This is a genomic window from Streptomyces sp. NPDC055287, from assembly GCF_053646035.1.
This window is the reverse complement of the sequence record NZ_JBSHNE010000002.1, coordinates 349,042-368,131: the sequence shown is the minus strand read 5'-3', so window position 1 is coordinate 368,131 and position 19,090 is coordinate 349,042. Positions and strand designations below refer to the sequence as shown.

The 19,090-nt window shown below is 71.8% G+C and carries 12 protein-coding genes; 7 read left to right on the top strand and 5 right to left on the bottom strand.

The window, feature by feature from the left end; all coding sequences use genetic code 11:
- Positions 1–29 precede the first annotated feature (29 nt).
- The 7 genes from ACWIHY_RS04985 (at position 30) to ACWIHY_RS04955 (ending at position 9,876) form a co-directional block, all read left to right on the top strand.
- The gene (locus ACWIHY_RS04985) at positions 30–809 is read left to right on the top strand and encodes an ABC transporter ATP-binding protein (protein WP_454374421.1); all 780 of its coding nucleotides are present in this window, start codon (positions 30–32) and stop codon (positions 807–809) included.
- A complete protein-coding gene (locus ACWIHY_RS04980) occupies positions 806–2,221 on the top strand; it encodes a hypothetical protein (RefSeq protein ID WP_454374187.1) in 1,416 nt (471 codons plus the stop codon). The genes ACWIHY_RS04985 and ACWIHY_RS04980 overlap by 4 nt, the downstream gene beginning before the upstream one ends.
- Before the next feature lie 101 nt (positions 2,222–2,322).
- The gene (locus ACWIHY_RS04975) at positions 2,323–2,940 is read left to right on the top strand and encodes a hypothetical protein (RefSeq protein WP_454374420.1); all 618 of its coding nucleotides are present in this window, start codon (positions 2,323–2,325) and stop codon (positions 2,938–2,940) included.
- A gap of 126 nt (positions 2,941–3,066) precedes the next feature.
- On the top strand, positions 3,067–3,792 hold the full coding sequence (locus ACWIHY_RS04970) for a spermidine synthase (protein ID WP_454374186.1): 726 nt from the start codon (positions 3,067–3,069) through the stop codon (positions 3,790–3,792).
- A 74-nt stretch (positions 3,793–3,866) separates the two neighbouring features.
- Positions 3,867–4,604: a response regulator transcription factor gene (locus tag ACWIHY_RS04965; RefSeq protein ID WP_069926973.1), complete on the top strand. Its 738-nt coding sequence runs from the start codon at positions 3,867–3,869 to the stop codon at positions 4,602–4,604.
- Positions 4,601–5,761 (top strand): HAMP domain-containing sensor histidine kinase, encoded by a 1,161-nt coding sequence (locus ACWIHY_RS04960; RefSeq protein ID WP_454374185.1) that lies wholly within the window; start codon positions 4,601–4,603, stop codon positions 5,759–5,761. The genes ACWIHY_RS04965 and ACWIHY_RS04960 overlap by 4 nt, the downstream gene beginning before the upstream one ends.
- Positions 5,762–6,030: 269 nt before the next feature.
- Positions 6,031–9,876, top strand: a complete 3,846-nt coding sequence (locus tag ACWIHY_RS04955; RefSeq protein WP_454374184.1) for a multifunctional oxoglutarate decarboxylase/oxoglutarate dehydrogenase thiamine pyrophosphate-binding subunit/dihydrolipoyllysine-residue succinyltransferase subunit — start codon at positions 6,031–6,033, stop codon at positions 9,874–9,876.
- A gap of 93 nt (positions 9,877–9,969) precedes the next feature.
- Here the strand turns inward: ACWIHY_RS04955 and fxsT are convergent, their stop codons facing one another.
- The 5 genes from fxsT to ACWIHY_RS04930 form a co-directional block, all read right to left on the bottom strand.
- Positions 9,970–12,993 carry an FxSxx-COOH system tetratricopeptide repeat protein gene (fxsT, locus tag ACWIHY_RS04950; RefSeq protein ID WP_454374183.1) on the bottom strand — a complete coding sequence of 1,008 codons (3,024 nt, stop codon included), beginning with the start codon at positions 12,991–12,993 and terminating at the stop codon, positions 9,970–9,972.
- A gap of 67 nt (positions 12,994–13,060) precedes the next feature.
- Entirely contained in the window at positions 13,061–14,281 is a 1,221-nt protein-coding gene (locus ACWIHY_RS04945; protein ID WP_454374182.1) for an aKG-HExxH-type peptide beta-hydroxylase, read from the bottom strand.
- 150 nt (positions 14,282–14,431) lie between these two features.
- On the bottom strand, positions 14,432–14,635 hold the full coding sequence (gene fxsA, locus ACWIHY_RS04940; protein ID WP_454374181.1) for an FxSxx-COOH cyclophane-containing RiPP peptide: 204 nt from the start codon (positions 14,633–14,635) through the stop codon (positions 14,432–14,434).
- A 100-nt stretch (positions 14,636–14,735) separates the two neighbouring features.
- A complete protein-coding gene (locus ACWIHY_RS04935) occupies positions 14,736–17,978 on the bottom strand; it encodes an SAV_2336 N-terminal domain-related protein (RefSeq protein WP_454374180.1) in 3,243 nt (1,080 codons plus the stop codon).
- Between the two features lie 7 nt (positions 17,979–17,985).
- Positions 17,986–19,020 (bottom strand): AAA family ATPase, encoded by a 1,035-nt coding sequence (locus tag ACWIHY_RS04930; RefSeq protein WP_454374179.1) that lies wholly within the window; start codon positions 19,018–19,020, stop codon positions 17,986–17,988.
- Positions 19,021–19,090: the final 70 nt, after the last annotated feature.

The window sequence follows — 19,090 nt, the reverse complement described above, 5'->3', positions numbered from 1 at the left end:
CCGACCCCCCTCCCGCCCCCTCCGTCTCCATAACCCGGCTGACCGTCCGGCACCGCAGGACCACCGCACTCGACGCCGTCGACCTGGACTTCGGTACCGGAGTGCACGGGTTGCTCGGGCCGAACGGTGCGGGCAAGACCTCGCTCATCCGGGTACTGGCCACGGTCGCCGCCCCGACCAAGGGCAAGGTCGAACTGCTGGGCAACGACATGTCGGGGCACCGTGAGCGCTCCGCCGTGCGGCGGCGGCTCGGGTATCTCCCGCAGGAGTTCGGCTACTACCCCGGCTTCACCGTGCGTGAGTTCGTCGCGTACGTGGCGTGGCTGAAGGACATGCCTGCCTCCGCCACCCCCGGGGCGGTGGAGCGGGCCGTCGAACGGGTCGGACTGTCGGACCGTATCGACGCGAAAGTGAAGTCGCTGTCGGGCGGCATGGTACGGCGGGTCGGTATCGCGCAGGCCATCGTCAACGAGCCGGACATCCTGCTGCTCGACGAGCCGACCGCCGGTCTCGATCCGGAGCAGCGTGTCGAATTCAGAGCACTGCTCCGGGAATTGGGCACCGCTTCCACCGTGATCGTCTCCACCCACCTGGTGGAGGACGTGACGGCGGCCTGCACCGCCGTCACGCTCATCGAAAGAGGCCAGATCGCCTACCGGGGCGCACCGGAACAACTGGCGGGGCTGGCGACCGGCGACGACGATCCCGCCCTGGGCGACAACCCGATCGAACGGGGCTACACCGCCGCCCTGCGCACCCACCGCGCGGCGCACCCGGCGACGACGGCCGAGGCGGGAGCGACCCGATGACCAGCAAGACCCACACCGAGACCCACACCGACACCGGCACCAACATTGAGGCCGCCACCACTCCCACCCCCAGCACCACTTCCCACCGCCCCGTCCAGCCCGCCCGTCGACCCGCACGTCTGCCCATCCCCCTGCGTGCCGAGCTGCGGCGCGGTATGGCGCCGTGGCTGGGAGTCGCCGTCGCGGTGACCCTGGTCGTTCCCATGCTCTCCAAGGCAGCCCAGTGGCAAGGCAGCTGGGGCGAGACACAGGGCCAGCTGCACTCCGCTTCCGCTCTGCTCGCCGGCCCGCTCGCCGCCGCCGCCGGCTGCTGGCAGGGCGGCCGCGAGCGCCGGCGGGGAACCATCGAGCTGCGCGGCACCACCGTCCGTACGCCGCTCGCCCAGTCCCTGCTCTGCCTCGCGCCCCTCGTGCTGTGGATCCTGGCCGGATACGTCGCCGCCGCGGCCGCCGTCTTCCTCGCCACCTGGCCGTACTCCCCTGTCGGCAGCCCGCTCGTGTCGTTCGCGGCGACCGATGCCACGTGGATCGGGACGGCCGCCACCCTGGGATTCGTCGCCGGACGGCTGATCCCCTGGCGGCTGGCAGCGCCTGTCGTCGCGGCGTTCATGTACGTCACTGTCGGGTTCCCCTCGTACGTCGACTCCAACATCCAGTACCTCAGCCCGGCCTCGTCGACGGACGCCGACACGTACCTCCCCGTCTGGTGGCACGGCCCGGTCATGATCGTGTGGCTGGGCGGTCCGGGTTTCGCCGCGCTGCTCGCGTACGCCGCACGCCGCCGCTCCACGGCGCTGCTGCCACTGGCCGGTGCGCTCGCCGCCGCCGGCCTCATCACGCACACGGGCTCCGGCATTTGGCAGAAGGCCCCGGCCGTGACCCGCGCGATGTGCAGCACCACGGTTCCAAGAATCTGCGTGAGCGGCCTCGACGGCGTACGGCTTCCCGACGTCAGCCGAGCCCTGGCCGGAGTCGTCTCCCGGTTGGAGGGCGTCGACGGGGCGCCGGTCGCCTACCTGGACCAGCACCAGAATCCGAAGGCGGCGGAGGGCGAGGCCACGCTGCCGTACGTGACGCGGGGGTGGGGCGTGGTGCGCAACCGTCTGACCGATCCCGACGACTACGCCCACCAGACCGTCATGTCGATGCTGTGGCGGACCTGCGACGGCAAGGCGTACGCGAAGGACAAGGCCGGCGCCGAACGCGTGGACCTGACCGACGAAGCCGTCCGGAACTGGCTGGCGCCTCTCGGCCACTCCCCCGACCGCCCCGCCGCCAACTTCGGCCCCAACAGCGCGCCCGACGCCACCGCCCGACTCGCCGCGATGGGCGAGGAACAGCGCAGGCAGTGGCTCGGCCGCTACCTGGCGACCCACAAGAGCTGCACGCCGAGCGAGGTGCCCGTCCTGTGAGCACCACCAAGCCGACGACCGCCACCGCACAACCCGCGACCACGACCACCACCGAGCCCACAACCACCGCCGCACAACCCGCGACCGCCGCCACGCGCGTCCTGTCCGCCGCGTACCACCGCCTCCCCTACGCCCGTTCCCGCGTCGTCCCCCTCACCCTCGCCTCGGTCGTGGGCATCGCGGCGGTGGCCGCCTGGGCCGCCGACTGGCTGGAGGACCGGCCGTACTTCGACCACACCGCCCGCGTCCCGGTCCTGGCACTCGCGCCGCTGCTGGTGACCGCAGCGGTCGGCGCCGGCCTGCACTCGCACTCCGAGGAGCTGGACCGCACCGCCGTACGTCCCTGGTGGCCGCGCCGCCTCGTGCATCTGCTCGCGCTCACAGCACTCGCCACCGTGCTGCTCGCCCTCGCCGTGCCCGGCCACCCGGAGGAGTTCGGCGCGCCCGCAATGGTGCGCAACGCACTGGGCGCGACCGGGGTGACCGCCGCCGGTGCCGCGCTGCTCGGGGCGCGGCTGAGCTGGCTGCCGATGACGGTGTACGGCGGCGCGGTGTACCTGGCGGCGCCGCGCACGCCCGGCGGCGCGGCCGCCGTATGGGCGTGGTCGATGCAGCCGGGGCCGCAAGGGGCCGCCTGGGTGGTGGCGAGTGCGGCGTTCGTGGCGGGAGTGGCGCTCTATGTGCGCCGAGGGGCGCGCCCCGAGGGCCGGCGCGGCTGACCGGCGCGGCGGACCTGGACGGTACGCCGAAACCTCACCGGAAGGTTTGTTCACGGCCTGCCACGACGCCAGGATGGCCTCCGAAGACAGAAGGAAGCAGCACCGAACCGTCACCCGGAGGTTCCCATGGCCATCCAGGCTCCGTACGCCATCACTGTCGACCGGCGCGAGGGCCCGTACGGCGAAGTCGTTCTGCGGGAGCGCGGGGCGCACTTCGAGATCATCGCCAACGGCTGCTTCCTGATGGACACGTCCGACGGCCGCTCCGAGCGCCTCCTCGTCGACGCTGCCCTCGACGCGCTACCGGCCACCTACGGGACCGACGGGCCCGCCCACCCCGCCCCCTCCCTCCTCATCGGCGGCCTCGGCGTCGGCTTCTCGCTCGCCCGCGCCGCCGCGCAGTCACGCTGGGGGCGGATCGTCGTCATCGAGCGTGAGCAGGCGATCATCGACTGGCACCGTGAGGGACCCCTGTCGCTTATCTCGGGCGACTCGCTCGCCGATCCGCGATGCGAGATCATTCACACCGACCTGGTGGATTACGTCCGGGAAAACCGGATCGGGAGCGTTGGTACGCACCAGGACACGTACGACGCGCTCTGCCTCGACATCGACAACGGACCCGACTGGACCGTCACCGACGACAACGCCAATCTCTACTCTCCGCAGGGACTTGCGGGGTGCATGAGACGGCTGAGACCAGGGGGAATCCTCGCCGTCTGGTCGGCCAAGCCGTCCCCGGCGTTCGAGGACGCGTTGCGGAATGCCGGATTCAACTTGGTTCGGACGGAAGAGATCCAAGTTGCCCGGGGCGTTCCTGACGTGGTCCATCTCGCAGTTCGCCCTGCGTAGCCGGGACGCTGTCAGTGCATCTACGCTGCTGCCCTACACGTGGGAACTAGCAGAGAACTCCCAGGGGCGGGGCAATGGAGCAGACACACACCAGCCACAACGGCCTCGCGGCCACTCCGGGCGCTCAGCGCCGGGTGCTGGTCGTCGAGGACGACGCGACCATCGTCGACGCCATTGCTGCGCGACTTCGCGCCGAGGGCTTCCAGGTGCAGACGGCGGTCGACGGTCCGGCGGCGGTGGACGCCGCCGAGGCGTGGCAACCCGACCTGATGGTTCTGGACATCATGCTGCCGGGCTTCGACGGGCTCGAGGTCTGCCGCCGCGTGCAGGCCCAGCGGCCCGTGCCGGTCCTGATGCTGACGGCACGCGACGACGAGACCGACATGCTGGTCGGGCTCGGCGTCGGCGCCGACGACTACATGACCAAGCCGTTCTCCATGCGCGAGCTCGCGGCCCGGGTGCACGTCCTGCTGCGCCGCGTCGAGCGGGCGACGCTCGCCGCCTCGACGCCGCGCAGCGGCATCCTGCGCCTGGGCGAACTGGAGATCGACCACGCACAGCGCCGCGTGCGGGTGCGGGGCGACGACGTGCACCTGACGCCGACCGAGTTCGACCTGCTGGTGTGCCTGGCGAACACACCGCGCGCCGTGCTCTCGCGCGAGCAGCTGCTCGCCGAGGTGTGGGACTGGGCGGACGCGTCGGGCACCAGGACCGTCGACAGCCACATCAAGGCGCTGCGCCGCAAGATCGGCGCGGAGCGGATCCGTACGGTGCACGGCGTGGGCTACGCGCTGGAGACCCCACCCGCATGACCGGGCCGGCGAGCCGCCCGGGAAGCAGGCCGGGGAACAGACCAGGGAACAGGCTGTGGGACAGGCTGTGGAGCAGGCCGGAGAACCGGCCCGGAACCAGGCTGCGGCCGTTCTCGATCAAGACCAAGCTCGGCACGCTCGTCGTCGTCTCGGTCTTCATCACCACCGGTCTGATCCTGGTGGCGCTCCGCACCAAGACGGAGCTGCGCTTCATCACGGTCTTCTCGGTCATCGCCTCGATGCTGATCACCCAGTTCGTGGCGCACGGCCTGACCTCCCCGCTCGACGAGATGACCACGGTGGCGAAGTCCATCGCGCACGGCGACTACACCCGGCGGGTGCGCGGCGCGGGCCGCCGCGACGAGCTGGGTGAGCTGGCCGCCACGATCAACCGCATGGCGGACGATCTCGAGGCCGTGGACCGGCACCGCAAGGAATTGGTCGCCAATGTCTCCCATGAGCTGAGAACCCCCATCGCGGGCCTCAGAGCGGTACTGGAGAACGTCGTGGACGGTGTGTCCGCCGCGGACCCCGAGACGATGCGCACGGCGCTCAAACAGACCGAGCGCCTCGGCCGGCTGGTCGAGACGCTGCTGGACCTCTCCCGCCTCGACAACGGCGTCGTACCGCTGAAGGCCCATCGCTTCGAGGTCTGGCCGTACCTCTCCGGCGTGCTGAAGGAGGTCAATGTGATCGCCTCGCAGCGCGGTCTTGCCTCCGGGTCCGGCAGTCACACGCGGACGGACGTACACCTGCACCTGGATGTCTCGCCGCCCGAGCTGACCGCGCACGCGGACATCGAGCGGCTGCACCAGGTCGTCGCCAATCTCCTCGACAACGCGGTCAAGCACAGCCCGCCGCACGGCCGCGTCACCGTGCGTGCCCGGCGCGGGCCGCAGCCGGAGAGCCTGGACCTGGAGGTGCTGGACGAAGGGCCCGGCATACCGGAGTCCGAGTGGCACCGCGTCTTCGAGCGTTTCAACCGCGGCAGCCTGCCGGCCCCGCACGGTCCAGGCAGTGACGGCGGTACGGGCCTGGGCCTCGCGATCGCGCGCTGGGCGGTGGATCTGCACGGCGGGAGGATCGGTGTGGCCGAATCCGCGCGCGGATGCCGGATACAGGTCACTCTTCCGGGAAGCCCGCGGCCCGTCGGTTGACGTAGGGTCGAACCGGAAGGGCACGTTCTGCGTGTCTGTCCATGGGGGTGCGGTCCAAAGTGGGCCGTAACCACGGTCCGTCCTACCCGGACCACAGCGGATTACACCGGAACCACGCTTGTTTCCCGCCATTCCGTGCGACGAAACCAGCTCTCCGATGTGACTTACGCGACGGAAGGCCCGCCCGGCCTGCACCTCTCGGCCGGGGAGGCGTAGCCTTTATTTCCGCTGTCCATCACCTTGCGAAGCGGAAGAGGGCGGTTAACGCCGTGTCGTCTCAGTCCCCCAGTAGCCCGAGCGTCTCGACCGACCAAGACGGGCAAGGGAAGAACCCTGCCGCTGCCTTCGGTCCCAATGAGTGGCTCGTCGACGAGATCTACCAGCAGTACCTCCAGGACCCGAATTCGGTCGACCGCGCCTGGTGGGACTTCTTCGCCGACTACAAGCCCGGATCCACCCCGGCGGCGGAGAAGTCCGCCACCCCCGAAGCCGAAGACGTGACCGGGGCCGCCGCACAGCCGGCCCAGGCCACCCCGGCACCCGCCGCGCCCGCCGCACCGGCGACGCCCGCGGCCACCCAGCCGGCCCCCGCCGCGGCGAAGCCCGCGGCGCAGGCCCCCGCCAAGGCCGCACCGGCCGCGGCACCCGCCGCCAAGCCCGCCTCCACCCCCGCACCGGCCGCCGCACAGCAGGCCGGCGCGAAGGCGAAGGCCGAGCCCAAGGCGGAGCCCGCCAAGGAGGCCCCGGCGGGCCCCGAGTACGTGACGCTGCGCGGCCCGTCCGCGGCCGTCGCCAAGAACATGAACGCCTCGCTGGAGCTGCCCACGGCCACGTCCGTGCGCGCCGTCCCGGTGAAGCTGCTGTTCGACAACCGCATCGTCATCAACAACCACCTCAAGCGCGCCCGGGGCGGGAAGGTCTCCTTCACGCACCTCATCGGGTTCGCGATGGTGCAGGCTCTCAAGGCCATGCCGTCGATGAACTACTCCTTCGCGGAGAAGGACGGCAAGCCGACCCTGGTCAAGCCCCCGCACGTCAACCTGGGCCTGGCCATCGACCTGGTCAAGCCCAACGGTGACCGCCAGCTCGTCGTCGCGGCCATCAAGAAGGCCGAGACGCTCAACTTCTTCGAGTTCTGGCAGGCGTACGAGGACATCGTCCGCCGCGCCCGCGCGAACAAGCTGACGATGGACGACTTCACCGGCGTCACCGCGTCGCTGACGAACCCCGGCGGCATCGGCACCGTCCACTCCGTGCCCCGCCTGATGCCCGGACAGGGCCTCATCATGGGCGTCGGCGCGATGGACTACCCGGCCGAGTTCCAGGGCACCTCGCAGGACACCCTGAACAAGCTGGGCATCTCCAAGGTCATGACCCTGACCTCGACGTACGACCACCGGGTCATCCAGGGCGCCGCCTCCGGCGAGTTCCTGCGGATCCTCGCCAACATGCTCCTCGGCGAGAACGGCTTCTACGACGACATCTTCGAGGCGCTGCGGATCCCGTACGAGCCGGTCCGCTGGCTCCGGGACATCGACGTCTCCCACGACGACGACGTCACCAAGGCCGCCCGTGTCTTCGAGCTGATCCACTCCTACCGGGTCCGCGGCCACGTCATGGCCGACACCGACCCACTGGAGTACAAGCAGCGCAAGCACCCCGACCTGGACATCAACGAGCACGGCCTCACGCTCTGGGACCTGGAGCGCGAGTTCGCCGTCGGCGGTTTCGCCGGCAAGTCGATGATGAAGCTGCGCGACATCCTCGGTGTGCTCCGCGACTCGTACGTCCGGACCGTCGGCGTCGAGTTCATGCACATCCAGGACCCGAAGCAGCGCAAGTGGATCCAGGACCGTGTGGAGCGTCCGCACGCGAAGCCGGAGCGCGAGGAGCAGCTGCGCATCCTGCGCCGCCTGAACGCCGCCGAGGCCTTCGAGACGTTCCTCCAGACGAAGTACGTCGGCCAGAAGCGCTTCTCCCTGGAGGGCGGCGAGTCCGTCATCCCGCTGCTCGACGCGGTCATCGACTCCGCCGCCGAGTCGCGCCTGGACGAGGTCGTCATCGGCATGGCCCACCGCGGCCGCCTGAACGTGCTCGCGAACATCGTGGGCAAGTCGTACGCCCAGATCTTCCGGGAGTTCGAGGGCAACCTCGACCCGAAGTCGATGCACGGCTCCGGCGACGTCAAGTACCACCTGGGCGCCGAGGGCACCTTCACCGGCCTGGACGGCGAGCAGATCAAGGTCTCGCTCGTCGCGAACCCCTCGCACCTGGAGGCGGTCGACCCGGTCCTGGAGGGTGTCGCCCGCGCCAAGCAGGACGTCATCAACAAGGGCGGTACGGACTTCACGGTCCTGCCCGTCGCGCTCCACGGTGACGCGGCCTTCGCCGGCCAGGGTGTCGTCGCCGAGACGCTGAACATGTCGCAGCTGCGGGGCTACCGCACCGGCGGCACGGTCCACATCGTCATCAACAACCAGGTCGGCTTCACCGCCGCCCCGGAGTCGTCGCGTTCCTCGATGTACGCGACCGACGTGGCCCGCATGATCGAGGCGCCGATCTTCCACGTGAACGGCGACGACCCGGAGGCCGTGGTCCGCGTCGCGCGGCTCGCCTTCGAGTTCCGCCAGGCGTTCAACAAGGACGTCGTGATCGACCTCATCTGCTACCGCCGCCGCGGTCACAACGAGGGCGACAACCCGCAGTTCACCAACCCGCAGATGTACACGCTGATCGACGTGAAGCGCTCGGTGCGCAAGCTCTACACCGAGTCGCTCATCGGTCGCGGCGACATCACGCTGGAAGAGGCGGAACAGGCGCTCCAGGACTTCCAGGGCCAGCTGGAGAAGGTCTTCGCGGAGGTCCGCGAGGCCACTTCGCACCCGGCTCCGGCCCACACCCCGGAGGTCCAGGCCGAGTTCCCGGTGGCCCTCGCCACGGCGGTCTCCCAGGAGGTCGTCAAGCGGATCGCCGAGTCCCAGGTCAACATCCCCGACCGGATCACCGTCCACCCCCGCCTGATGCCGCAGATGCAGCGCCGCGCGGCCTCGGTGGAGGACGGGACGATCGACTGGGGCATGGGCGAGACCCTCGCCATCGGCTCGCTGCTGATGGAGGGCGTCCCGGTCCGGCTGTCCGGTCAGGACACCCGCCGCGGTACGTTCGGCCAGCGCCACGCGGTGCTCGTCGACCAGAACACCGGCGAGGACTACACCCCGCTCCAGTACCTCTCCGAGGAGCAGGCGCGCTACAACGTCTACGACTCGCTGCTCTCCGAGTACGCGTGCATGGGCTTCGAGTACGGCTACTCGCTCGCCCGGCCCGAGTCGCTGGTCATGTGGGAGGCCCAGTTCGGTGACTTCGTCAACGGCGCGCAGACCGTCGTCGACGAGTTCATCTCCTCCGCCGAGCAGAAGTGGGGCCAGACGTCCGGCGTCACGCTCCTGCTTCCGCACGGTTACGAGGGCCAGGGCCCGGACCACTCGTCGGCCCGTCCCGAGCGCTTCCTCCAGATGTGCGCCCAGGACAACATGACGGTCGCCATGCCGACCCTGCCGTCGAACTACTTCCACCTGCTGCGCTGGCAGGTCCACAACCCGCACCACAAGCCGCTCATCGTCTTCACCCCGAAGTCGATGCTGCGTCTGAAGGCTGCGTCGTCGAAGGCGGAGGAGTTCACCAACGGCGGCTTCCGCCCGGTGATCGGCGACTCGACCGTGGACGCGGCGGCCGTCCGCAAGGTCGTCTTCTGCGCTGGCAAGGTCTACTACGACCTGGAGGCCGAGCGTCAGAAGCGCGGCACGACGGACACCGCGATCATCCGCCTCGAGCGCCTGTACCCGCTGCCGGGCAAGGAGCTCCAGGAGGAGATCGCGAAGTACCCGAACGCCGAGAAGTACCTGTGGACGCAGGAGGAGCCGGCGAACCAGGGTGCGTGGCCGTTCATCGCGCTCAACCTGATCGACCACCTCGACCTGGCGGTCGGCGCCGACATCCCGCACGGCGAGCGGCTGCGGCGCATCTCGCGCCCGCACGGCTCGTCGCCGGCGGTCGGCTCGGCCAAGCGCCACCAGGCGGAGCAGCAGCAGCTGCTGAACGAGGTCTTCGAGGCCTGATCAGCGCCTGTACGCCCCGGAGGGCCCGGCACCGCAGCGATGCGGTGCCGGGCCCTCCGGCGTACGACGGAAGCGGACGGGGACAGTGCCGGCTCAGCCGAGGTACGCCTCGAAGTCCCAGTACGGGCGGGTCCGCTGGCGTGCGGAGAGCGTGTGCGGGTGCTGGGCGCCGAGGGTGCGGGTGAGGGTCAGCAGGGCGTCCGCCTCGACCTTGTCCGCCTCCTCGTGCTCGCGCAGGGCCCGCAGATCGGCGGCGAGCGCGGTCTGGCAGGACAGGGTGAGCGGGTGTTCGTCGCCGAGTACCTGCCGGGACCTGCGCAGGGTGTCCCGGCTGAGGTCGGCGGCGTCCGAGACCCTGCCGTTGAAGTTGCGGCCGCCGGAGGCGTTGAGGGCGCAGCCCAGTACCCAGGGGTGGTCGCCCCCGAGGGTCGCGGTCAGGCCCGCGAGCGCGGACTCGAACATGGACATGGCCTCGCTCCGGTCACCGGCCGCCTGCATCACCAGGCCGGTGTTGGCGAGCATGCCGGTGGCGACGGGGTGGGCGGGGCCGAGGAGCGCCCGGTAGCCCGCTTCCGCCTCGGCGATCAGGTCCTTGGCCTTGGCCAGGTCGCCGTGTTCGCGCTGGAAGTTTCCGTAGTCGTTGATGAACGACAGCGTGTTGTGGTGGGTCCGGCTGTGCACCTGCTCCAGCTGTTCCATCAGGCTGTCCATCAGCGGACCGATGTCCTGCTGGAAGCCGCCCTCGCGGCGCCGGGCAAGCGCCAGGTGCACGCGGGCGGCGAGGGTCTGCGGGTGCAGCGGGCCGAGAACCTGCACATGGAGCCGCACGACGGGCTCCTGCCGGGCCACCGAATCGCGGTACTGGCCCAGCAGCCGCAGTCCGTGGGCGACCGCGTTCCCCGAGTTGAGCGTGGTGATGTGACGGGCGCGCAGAACGGTCTCGCGCCGGCTGAGGGTCTCCAGGTCGAGTTCGTACGCTTCCCGGTAGCGGCCCAGCAGGCGCAGGCCGACGCTGAGGTTGTGCCGGGCGTTGATGGAGGTCAGCTCGTTCTCGCCGAGCAGTCTTTCCGCGTCCTCCAGCACCCGCCACTGCAGTTCCAGGGCTTCGCTGTACCGGCCGAGCCGCCGCAGGCTGCTGGCGAGGGCGCCGTTGACACTGAGTTCGCCGAGTTCGTTCGGGGGCTCCGCCGTCCGCAGCCGCTCCCGCAGCGCGCGTTCGAGTTCGTACGCCTCCCGGAACCGGCCGGAGGAACGCAGCAGGTTGCCCTGCTGGATGGTCAGGTCCAGCATGTGCTGGGCCAGCGGGTCCATGAAGGCGGTCCAGTGCGTCCGGATCTTCTCGGCGAGCCGGTTGCCGGCCGTGGACTCGCCACTGCGGACGCAGTAGCGGAGGCAGTTCAGTACGGCGGCCTGGACCCTGCTGTTGGAGCTGCTGAGCGCCCCCGACGGTTCCAGGTGGGGCAGCAGCTCGGCGTACCGGGGCCACTGCCGGCTGTCGAGCGGGTTGCCGGGGTCCGCCTCGGCCAGCAGCGTACGGACGGCTTTGCGGTGGGTGTCACGGCGCTCGTCGCCGGTGAGCCGGGACACGATGTCGTGGACGAGCCGGTGCATGTGCACGGACTCCTGGTGCGGGCCCATTTCGGCGTTGACGGGACCGCGGCTCTCGCGGGTGAGCACCGAGTAGTTGACCAGGGTGTCGAGGGCCCGGGTCCAGGCGGGCAGGTCGGTGCTCATCCACCGCAGGTCCTCGGGCAGGTCGGCCTGCGGGTAGGCGCGCGCCAGACCGAGGGGGATGCGGCCGGGGGCGAAGGAGGCGCACAGGCTGAGCACCTCGACGGCCTGCGGCTGGGTGCGCCTGAGCCGGTTGATGAGGATCGACCAGGAGGTGAGCGAGGAGTGCGGGAAGCCGTCGCCCGCGGGCTCCTCGACGGTGGACAGCTTGCCCTCCCGGACCATGCGCAGGTACTCGGGAACTTCCATCCGGGACTCGCCCAGCCAGGAGGCGGCCTGCACGAGCGGCAGGGGGACGTCGCCGAATTCGGCGGCGACTTCGTCGGCCTGCACCGACGTCACGTGCGGGGCGCGGCGCATCAGATACCCGGTGGACTCGGCCCGGTCGAAACTGGGGACTTCCAGTACGTCGGTGTAGTCGCTCCAGCCCCTGTTCCGAGAGGTCACGATGACGTGTCCGGGGCCGTGCGGCAGCAGGACGTTCGCCCCCTCCGTGTCGTCCCAGCCGTCGAAGATGACGAGCCACCGGCCGTACGGTTCACCGCGCCGCAGCGATTCGCGCACGGCGCGGATGCGCTCACCCGGTTCGCTGCCGCTGTGCAGGCCCAGCTCGACGGCGAGCTCTCCGAAACGGTCGCGCTGGATGTTGCGGTCGTCGGAGTTGACCCACCAGATGACGTCGTAGTCGGTACTGAATCGGTGGGCGTACTCGGCGGCGAGCTGCGTCTTGCCGATGCCGGACATCCCGAGGAGCGTGCAGGCGGAGTTGCCGCGTTCGGCCTCGGTCAGGCGTTCCTGGAGTTCGGTGAGCAGGTCGTCGCGTCCGGTGAAACGGCCGTTGCGGCGCGGCACTTCGCCCCAGATCTCGGGGGGTGTGTTCGGGAAGCGTGAGCCGGTGACCGGGGGGCGGCGGCCGGAGGTGCGCCGGAAGTCGATGCCGAGCCTGCCGAGCAGGCGTTCCTCGGCTTCCTGCTCGCCCGCGCTCCACAGGCTGACCGGTTCGAGTACGGCGGTGGCGGGCGGCAACTGGCGGTTGGTGAGGTTGACGGCCGCGAAGCGTTCGGCGTTCGCGGCGACGTAACCCCTCAGGACGTCGTTCCACTCGCCGGGGGCTCGGGGGCCCAGCTCGAAGAACCAGTCGTTGAGGACGAGCAGGACGCGCCCGGTGGACAGCAGCAGGTCGCCCAGCGACTCCTCCAGCGGTACCTCGCGGGGCGGGTCCCAGCGCTGGAGAGTGACCCGCTGGCCGTGGGCTTCCAGGCGCTGCCCGATCCAGTTCGCCCAGGGCCGGTGGTAGCCGGGAAAGACCACGAGGAAGTGTTCCGGCCCGTCCTGGCCACCACGGTCCGCCGCACCGGCCCCGCCCGAGCGCCGCTGATCCACCATCTGTACGTCTCCCTGTCTTACGCTGCCAGTTCCCGCCGACCGACTGTTACGACCCATCGGCACAGTGTCACCCGAAGGCCTGTCGAGCCGCATCCAGGCTCGCGTGATGGTCTTGCATCTCCTGCGCGAACTGCCTGCCGGCAATGGTCAGTTCATCGGATTCGAGCAGGAGCAACAACGCTTGTGCCACTTGTCCGCGATGCTGCCCGAACTGTTCGGCGGCCCGGCGCCGCCACGCCGCCGGAGCATCGGGGCCGGTGGCCGCGCGCCGCCACAGATCGGTGAGCGCCAGATGGGCGTACGCGCCCTGGAACACGCTCGGCAGCGGTCGGGGATCAGGGCGCCAGCCGACCCGGTGCAGTCCCCCGCCGCCCGGCCGGTACAGCGGTACTCGTTCGTGGAGCGCCGCCAGCTTGGTGTGGTGTGTCTCGTGGACCAGTACCTCGGCCAGCTCCTGGGGTCCGGCCGGCAGAGACGTCAGCACGCTGCCGGGTGCGGCGCGCAGCGTGGCACTCATCGGGCGGTGCCCGTCGTACGCGCCCCGTCCTGGGGAGAGGGGCACCACGACACGCTGTACGCCGAGTATCTCGGCGGCCCGCTCCGGGTCCGTGCCCTCGATCAGCGCGAGCGCCTGCCGCCACAACCGCGCCCAGGGCCTGCGGGCGACGGCAGTCCGGTCCGCGGCGGGCAGGGTGACAGCGCCGGCGCCGGCCGTGGGGACCCGGTAGGGGTCGAGGTCGTCCAGGACCGCGGTGCCGCCGGGCAGCGTGCGCAGCCCGGACCATCCGGGGCCGCCGCCGAGAGGCCGGTGCGGGCCACCGCCGGTGCGCCGCAGCAGGAAGGCGCCGCCGCGGCCGCCGTCGATCCGTACGGTCCGGCCGCGCGCATGGAGTTCGGCCCGGTGGGCGGAGCATCGCAGGGTTCCCAGGCCCGGCAGGCTGAGCAGACCCGTGGGAGCGTCGAGGGTGAGGCGCAGGTCGCAGCCGGCGTGTACGGCGGCGGTGGCCGCTATGCCGCCGAAGTGGGACAGGTGCCGGTCCAGGGCCGGCCCTTCGGGGGCCGTGAGGGCCCCGGCCAGCCAGGCACCGGTCAGCGGATAGTCGACGGCGGCTCGAACGGCTGCGGGGTCGCGCCGTTCCGCGTACTCCAGCAGTGCCCAGTGCCGGCGGAAGCGTTCACGCGCGGTCGGGTCGACGGAGGGGCGCTGCCGTTCGAGGCGCGCCAGCAGGGACTTGAGGAGCAGGAGCCGCCGTGCGTGCAGCCCCGCCCGCAGGGCCGAGGTGCCCACTGGGTCAGGCCTGGTGCGGGCCAGTTGAGAGAAAAGAACGGAAGGTAAAGGGGCCACGGTCACTTCGGTCCCCCTTCGCCGGCACGCACACCGTGGCGGCTGCCGGGACCAGTTGGCCGTGCCACCCATCTGACCGGAAAGCGCCGCTGTTCAGCGGCGTCCGGGTTCATCGGTCGCCCACCACGCCTCGGCGAGGTCTCCCGACCGCCCGAGCACTTGATCGATGGCCTCGGTGAGTCCCGGATCATCCATGGTCCGCAAAGTCCGCAGGTCGACGTGGGTGAGATCGGGCACGGGCGGCGGCCGTCCGGCGTCCTGGCCCTGGCCGGCAACCACGGTGTTCCTGTGCGACACGCCCGACTCCCTCCTGCCGGCACCCGTCCCGCACGGCCGCAGCGGCTGCCCAGTTCTTCCCGACACCAGTGAAACAGAAACATGTTCGACTGCACTCCGGTCAACCGGCCTTCACCCCGGTGAACGGCCACCAGGGAGGCGCCAATCGCCGCCGGTCAGGGTCGGTCAGTGGTTGATCGTCCGCCGTGGCAGCGGCCCCTGGGGCCGCCTCTTCGAGACGGGCGAGGCGCTCCCGGGGGACCCCCGCCTCCCGCCAGTCCACCTCGACCAGTGACGCCGTCAGCCGCTGCCAGCGCTCGTGTGCGCGCTCGAAGGCGCGGTGGGCGGCTTCGGTACGACCCATGAACTCCAGCGTGCAGCCCTGCGCGTACAGCGCCCTGGCCGCCGTGACCGAGCCCGGCCGCTCCCCGTGCGCGGCGTCGGCGTCGCGCTGCGCGCTCTCGTACGCCTGGAGGGCGTCCGACAGCAACGTCGCGGCCGACACGTGGGCAAGTTCGAGCCGCACCCGGCCGAGCACCAGCCACGCCTCGCCCCGCACGCCGGTGTCCGTCAGCCGCTTGGCGGCCTCCTCCAGCAGGTGGCGGCCCTCGTAGAGGTCGGGGAGGAACCCGATCCGCTGGAAGCGGAGTGCCAGCGCGCTGCCGAGCAGGAGGTGCAGCCTGCTGCGGGACGGCGACCGGGCGGGCATCCCGGCGAGCGCCTCGCGCAGGACGCTCTCCGCCCGGCCCACGGTGTCCTCGCCTGCCGTCCCCGGCTCGGCGGCGGCCCGGCGCAGCAGTGACTCGCCCCATTCGGTGAGGAGTTCGCAACGCCGCGCGCTGTCGGGCGGTGCGATGCCCGAGGCGGTTTCGTACGCCTCGTCGGCAGCGGCGTGGTCACCGGCCGTGTCGTGCAGCCGGGCCTGGGCGGTGAGGCAGCGCAGGCGCAGGGCCGGGTCCTCGCCGGCGTGCCGGGCGGCGCGGGTCAGGACCTCGGCGGTGCCGGCGTGCGGGGCGCCCGCCGCGCGCAGGGCTTCGGCGAGGTCGAGGAGGGCGGGGCAGCGGAGGCTGTCGGGGGCGTCTTCGGCGTCCAGCGAGTCACATCCCATGCGGAGTTCACGTACCGCCTCCTCGGCCCGGTGCTGGGCCAGCAGCAGGCGCCCCCGGCGCAGGTGCAGCGCCCTGCGGGACGCGGCGGGCCAGTCGGAGGTGTCGCCGGCGAGCGCGTCCAGGCCGGCGGCGAGGTGGTGTGCGTCGCGCGTCTCGCGCCACAGGGCGTGGTGCGCGGCGGCGAGTTCCAAGGCGGCGTCGGCCCGGCCCGGACCGCCCTGGGGCGCGCGGTCGCGGGCTTCGGCGAGCGTCCGGGCCGCGCGTCGCAGCAGTTCGCGCCCCTGCTCGGTGCCGCGCACGGCCGGTGCCCCTGCTTCCGCGAGCAGGACCCGCCCCAGCACCAGTCCGGCCCGCCCCGCACCGGGCCCGCTCGCGGGCGTATCGCCCGCGTCCGGGCCACCGGGGGCCGGGCCGTCGGTGCGCAGGGCCGCCATCACGCGTTCGATCACGCCGTCATTGCGCAGCGCCGCTTCCGCGCGTTCGCGGGCACGGCGCAGCAGGGACGGGTCTGCCTGGGAGCGCCACTGGCCCAGGAGGCGTTCGGCTTCGGCCAGCGGGACGGGGGTGATCAGGTCGGGCTGGTAGAAGCGCAGGACCCGGGCGGGGATCTCCGCGAACAGCTCGGGCTCGGCGGCGGGGCCGTCGTCCTCGCCGTCCGTGCCCTGCTGCTCCCACGGGAGGTCGGGCGCAGCCGCCGCGCCGCGCTCGGAGAGCCTGGCCGCGGCGAGCGCCGAGAAGTTGCGCGCGCCCTTGCCGAAGTGGCGTTCGACGTACGAGGAGCAGTGCTTGAGCACCAGCGCCGCCGCGTCCTGGCCCAGCGAGTTCAGCAGCAGCTCCTGCACCCCGTCCGCGTAGACGTAGCAGGGCGACCCGGAATCCGAGTCCGTCCCCGGCAGCTGCCTGAGCAGCCCGCCGAGCAGGACCTCGGCGAGTTCCATCGGGCCGGTGTCGGGCAGCATCGCCCGCTGTACGAGCTGCATCACGGGCAGGGTCAGCGGCGCCGCCGCCAGGTGGACGGCGAGGCGGACACCGCCGGGCGACGCGTTCGCCCGGAAGGCGCGCAGCAGTTCGTCGGCGCTGCGGTCGGGCGCCGGCACGCGCCGGGCGGCAGGCGGGACGAGGTCCGGTGCGGGCGCGGCCGGCTCGTGGGCACCGGCCCAGGCCGCCCAGCCGCGCACGGTACTGCCGCCGTGGTCGGACAGCAGCCGCGCCCAGGACGCGAACGCCTCGGGTGTCGGAGGGAGTACGGGCACGGCCCTGGCCGTCGCCTCCAACGGCTCCCACGGCTCCTCGTCGGGCACGAAGGCCGTACGCCCGCCGGAACCCGCCGCCCGCACCAGCAGCCCCGGCTCGGCGGGCAGCGCGGTACGGGCCCACAGGCGCGGCGGCAGCGGCTGCACGACGGCCAGCGGGGAGCTCCGTGGCCACTGACGCATGAGCCGCTGCGCCCGGCCCTGCTGCCACAGCGGGCCGACGCAGTCGCTGACGACAAGGGTGAGCCTGCGGCCCGTCGGGTCGTGGAACTGGTCGGCGGGGCGCAGCCGCGTGTGCCCGCCGGGGCCGGTGGTGGTGCCGATGAGGGGTGCGCCGCCGTCCCCCGCGTCGTACAGCTGGTGGACCTGTACATCGCGGAAGACGCCGGACTGCTGGCAGGCCTGTCGCAGTTCCTCGACCATCCGCTCCCATACGGCCATCGCGGGCCCGGTGTCCATGAGCAGCTGGATGTCCACACGGCGGCGGTCGGAGGGGCGCAGCACGGGGCACAGGACGCCGGACTTGGCGCTGCGCTCGGCCGTGGCCTCCTCGTCGAGGCGCCCGTCGGCCGCCGGACGCACGGCGGTGGGGGTGTAGTGCCGCAGCGGGCGCAGGGCGCGTTGCAGGCCGAGGAGCCCGGGCAGCGCGGCGGCCGCCGGGGCGCGTACGGGGAACGCTGAGCCGGTGCTCGCGGAGCCGGTCGCCGTGCGGCGCCTGCGGCCGCCGGGCGCGTAGAGCGATACGGGGCCGGGGGCCGGGGGCGGGCCGGGCACGGCGAATTCCGGCGCGTCGTCGCCGGGGTGCGCTCCGTCCGGCGCGGGGTGGGCCGACCGCCCGCCGCGGCCGGTGTCCTCCGCCGCTTCCGCGGGGTCGCCGGAGGAGCCCGTCGGCGTGCGGCACGACGGAAGCCACTGAGCCAGCCAGACGGCGTCCGCGACCTCCTCGGCCGTCGGGTCGAGGCCGTTACTCCTCAGCCTGCCGACAAGTTCCCCCAGGTCCATCCGGCACTCACCTCGGGCGGTCGAGTGGTCGCATGAGCATTTCGGCGATGCGCTCACGCGTGACGCGCTCCGCGCGAGGGGCGTGCTGGGTGAGGTAGAGGGCGTTGAGCAGCTGGTCGGCGGCGATGATCTCGCCGGGTTCCCGTCCGAGGAACCGCTCGATCAGGTCCCGTCCCTCGGTCGCCGCGTTGCTGCCGAGGTGCGCCTCGACCATGGCGGTGAGCTGCTCCTCGCCGGGCGGTTCGAGCTCCAGCTGGATGCAGCGGCGCAGCAGCGCGGCGGGGAAGTCCCGTTCGCCGTTGGAGGTGAGGACAATGAACGGGAAGGTGGTGCAGCGGACCCGGCCGCCGCGCACCGGCACCTTGCGGCCGTCGTCGGTCAGGACGTCGACAACCGGCTCGCGGTCGGCGATGCGCTCCAGCTCGGGGATGGCGAACTCGCCCTCCTCCAGGGCGTTCAGCAGGTCGTTCGGCAGGTCGAGGTCGCTCTTGTCGAGCTCGTCGACGAGCAGGACGCGCGGCAGGTCGGACGGCAGCAGCGCGGTGCCGAGCGGTCCGAGGCGCACGTATGAACCGATGGCCGAGGATACTGGGGCCGCCGAGGGGCCCGCCGCCGCGCCCTGCGCCCGCTCCAGTTGTACGTCCTGGAGGCGGCCGATGGCGTCGTAGCGGTAGAGCCCGTCCTGGAGAGCGGAACGGCTGACGATGGGCCAGCGCAGGACGCGTCCGAGGCCCAGTTCGTGGGCGACGGCCTGCGCGAGAGTGGATTTCCCGGTGCCCGGGTTGCCCGTCACCAGCAGCGGCCGGCGCAGATAGAGGGCCGCGTTGACCGCGTCGACCTCCGCGGGCCTGGGGTGATGGTTCTCCACCAGGCGGCGCTGGACGCCGAGCCTGCGGGCGGCGCTCGGGTCGGTGGCCGAGGGGTCGGTAGCGTCGGCGTCCGAGCCCACCGCGGCGAAATCACGCCATGGAGGCGGGCCGGGTAACCGCCGCACTCCGTCGTGCGGCAGTCCGGCGCCGCGGTAGATCCGCCAGTCTGTCACTGAGATTCACCTCGCGGGTGGGTGGGGACGGAGCCGGCCCGGCGGCCCGGGGGGCTGACGTTACCGTTCA

Bases quoted from the DNA above. Each gene is read 5' to 3' on its own strand.
- ACWIHY_RS04935 (WP_454374180.1), bottom strand. From the start codon at position 17,978: ATGGACCTGGGGGAACTTGTCGGCAGGCTGAGGAGTAACGGCCTCGAC.
- ACWIHY_RS04970 (WP_454374186.1), top strand. From the start codon at position 3,067: ATGGCCATCCAGGCTCCGTACGCCATCACTGTCGACCGGCGCGAGGGC.
- fxsT (WP_454374183.1), bottom strand. From the start codon at position 12,993: ATGGTGGATCAGCGGCGCTCGGGCGGGGCCGGTGCGGCGGACCGTGGT.
- ACWIHY_RS04980 (WP_454374187.1), top strand. From the start codon at position 806: ATGACCAGCAAGACCCACACCGAGACCCACACCGACACCGGCACCAAC.
- ACWIHY_RS04960 (WP_454374185.1), top strand. From the start codon at position 4,601: ATGACCGGGCCGGCGAGCCGCCCGGGAAGCAGGCCGGGGAACAGACCA.
- ACWIHY_RS04965 (WP_069926973.1), top strand. From the start codon at position 3,867: ATGGAGCAGACACACACCAGCCACAACGGCCTCGCGGCCACTCCGGGC.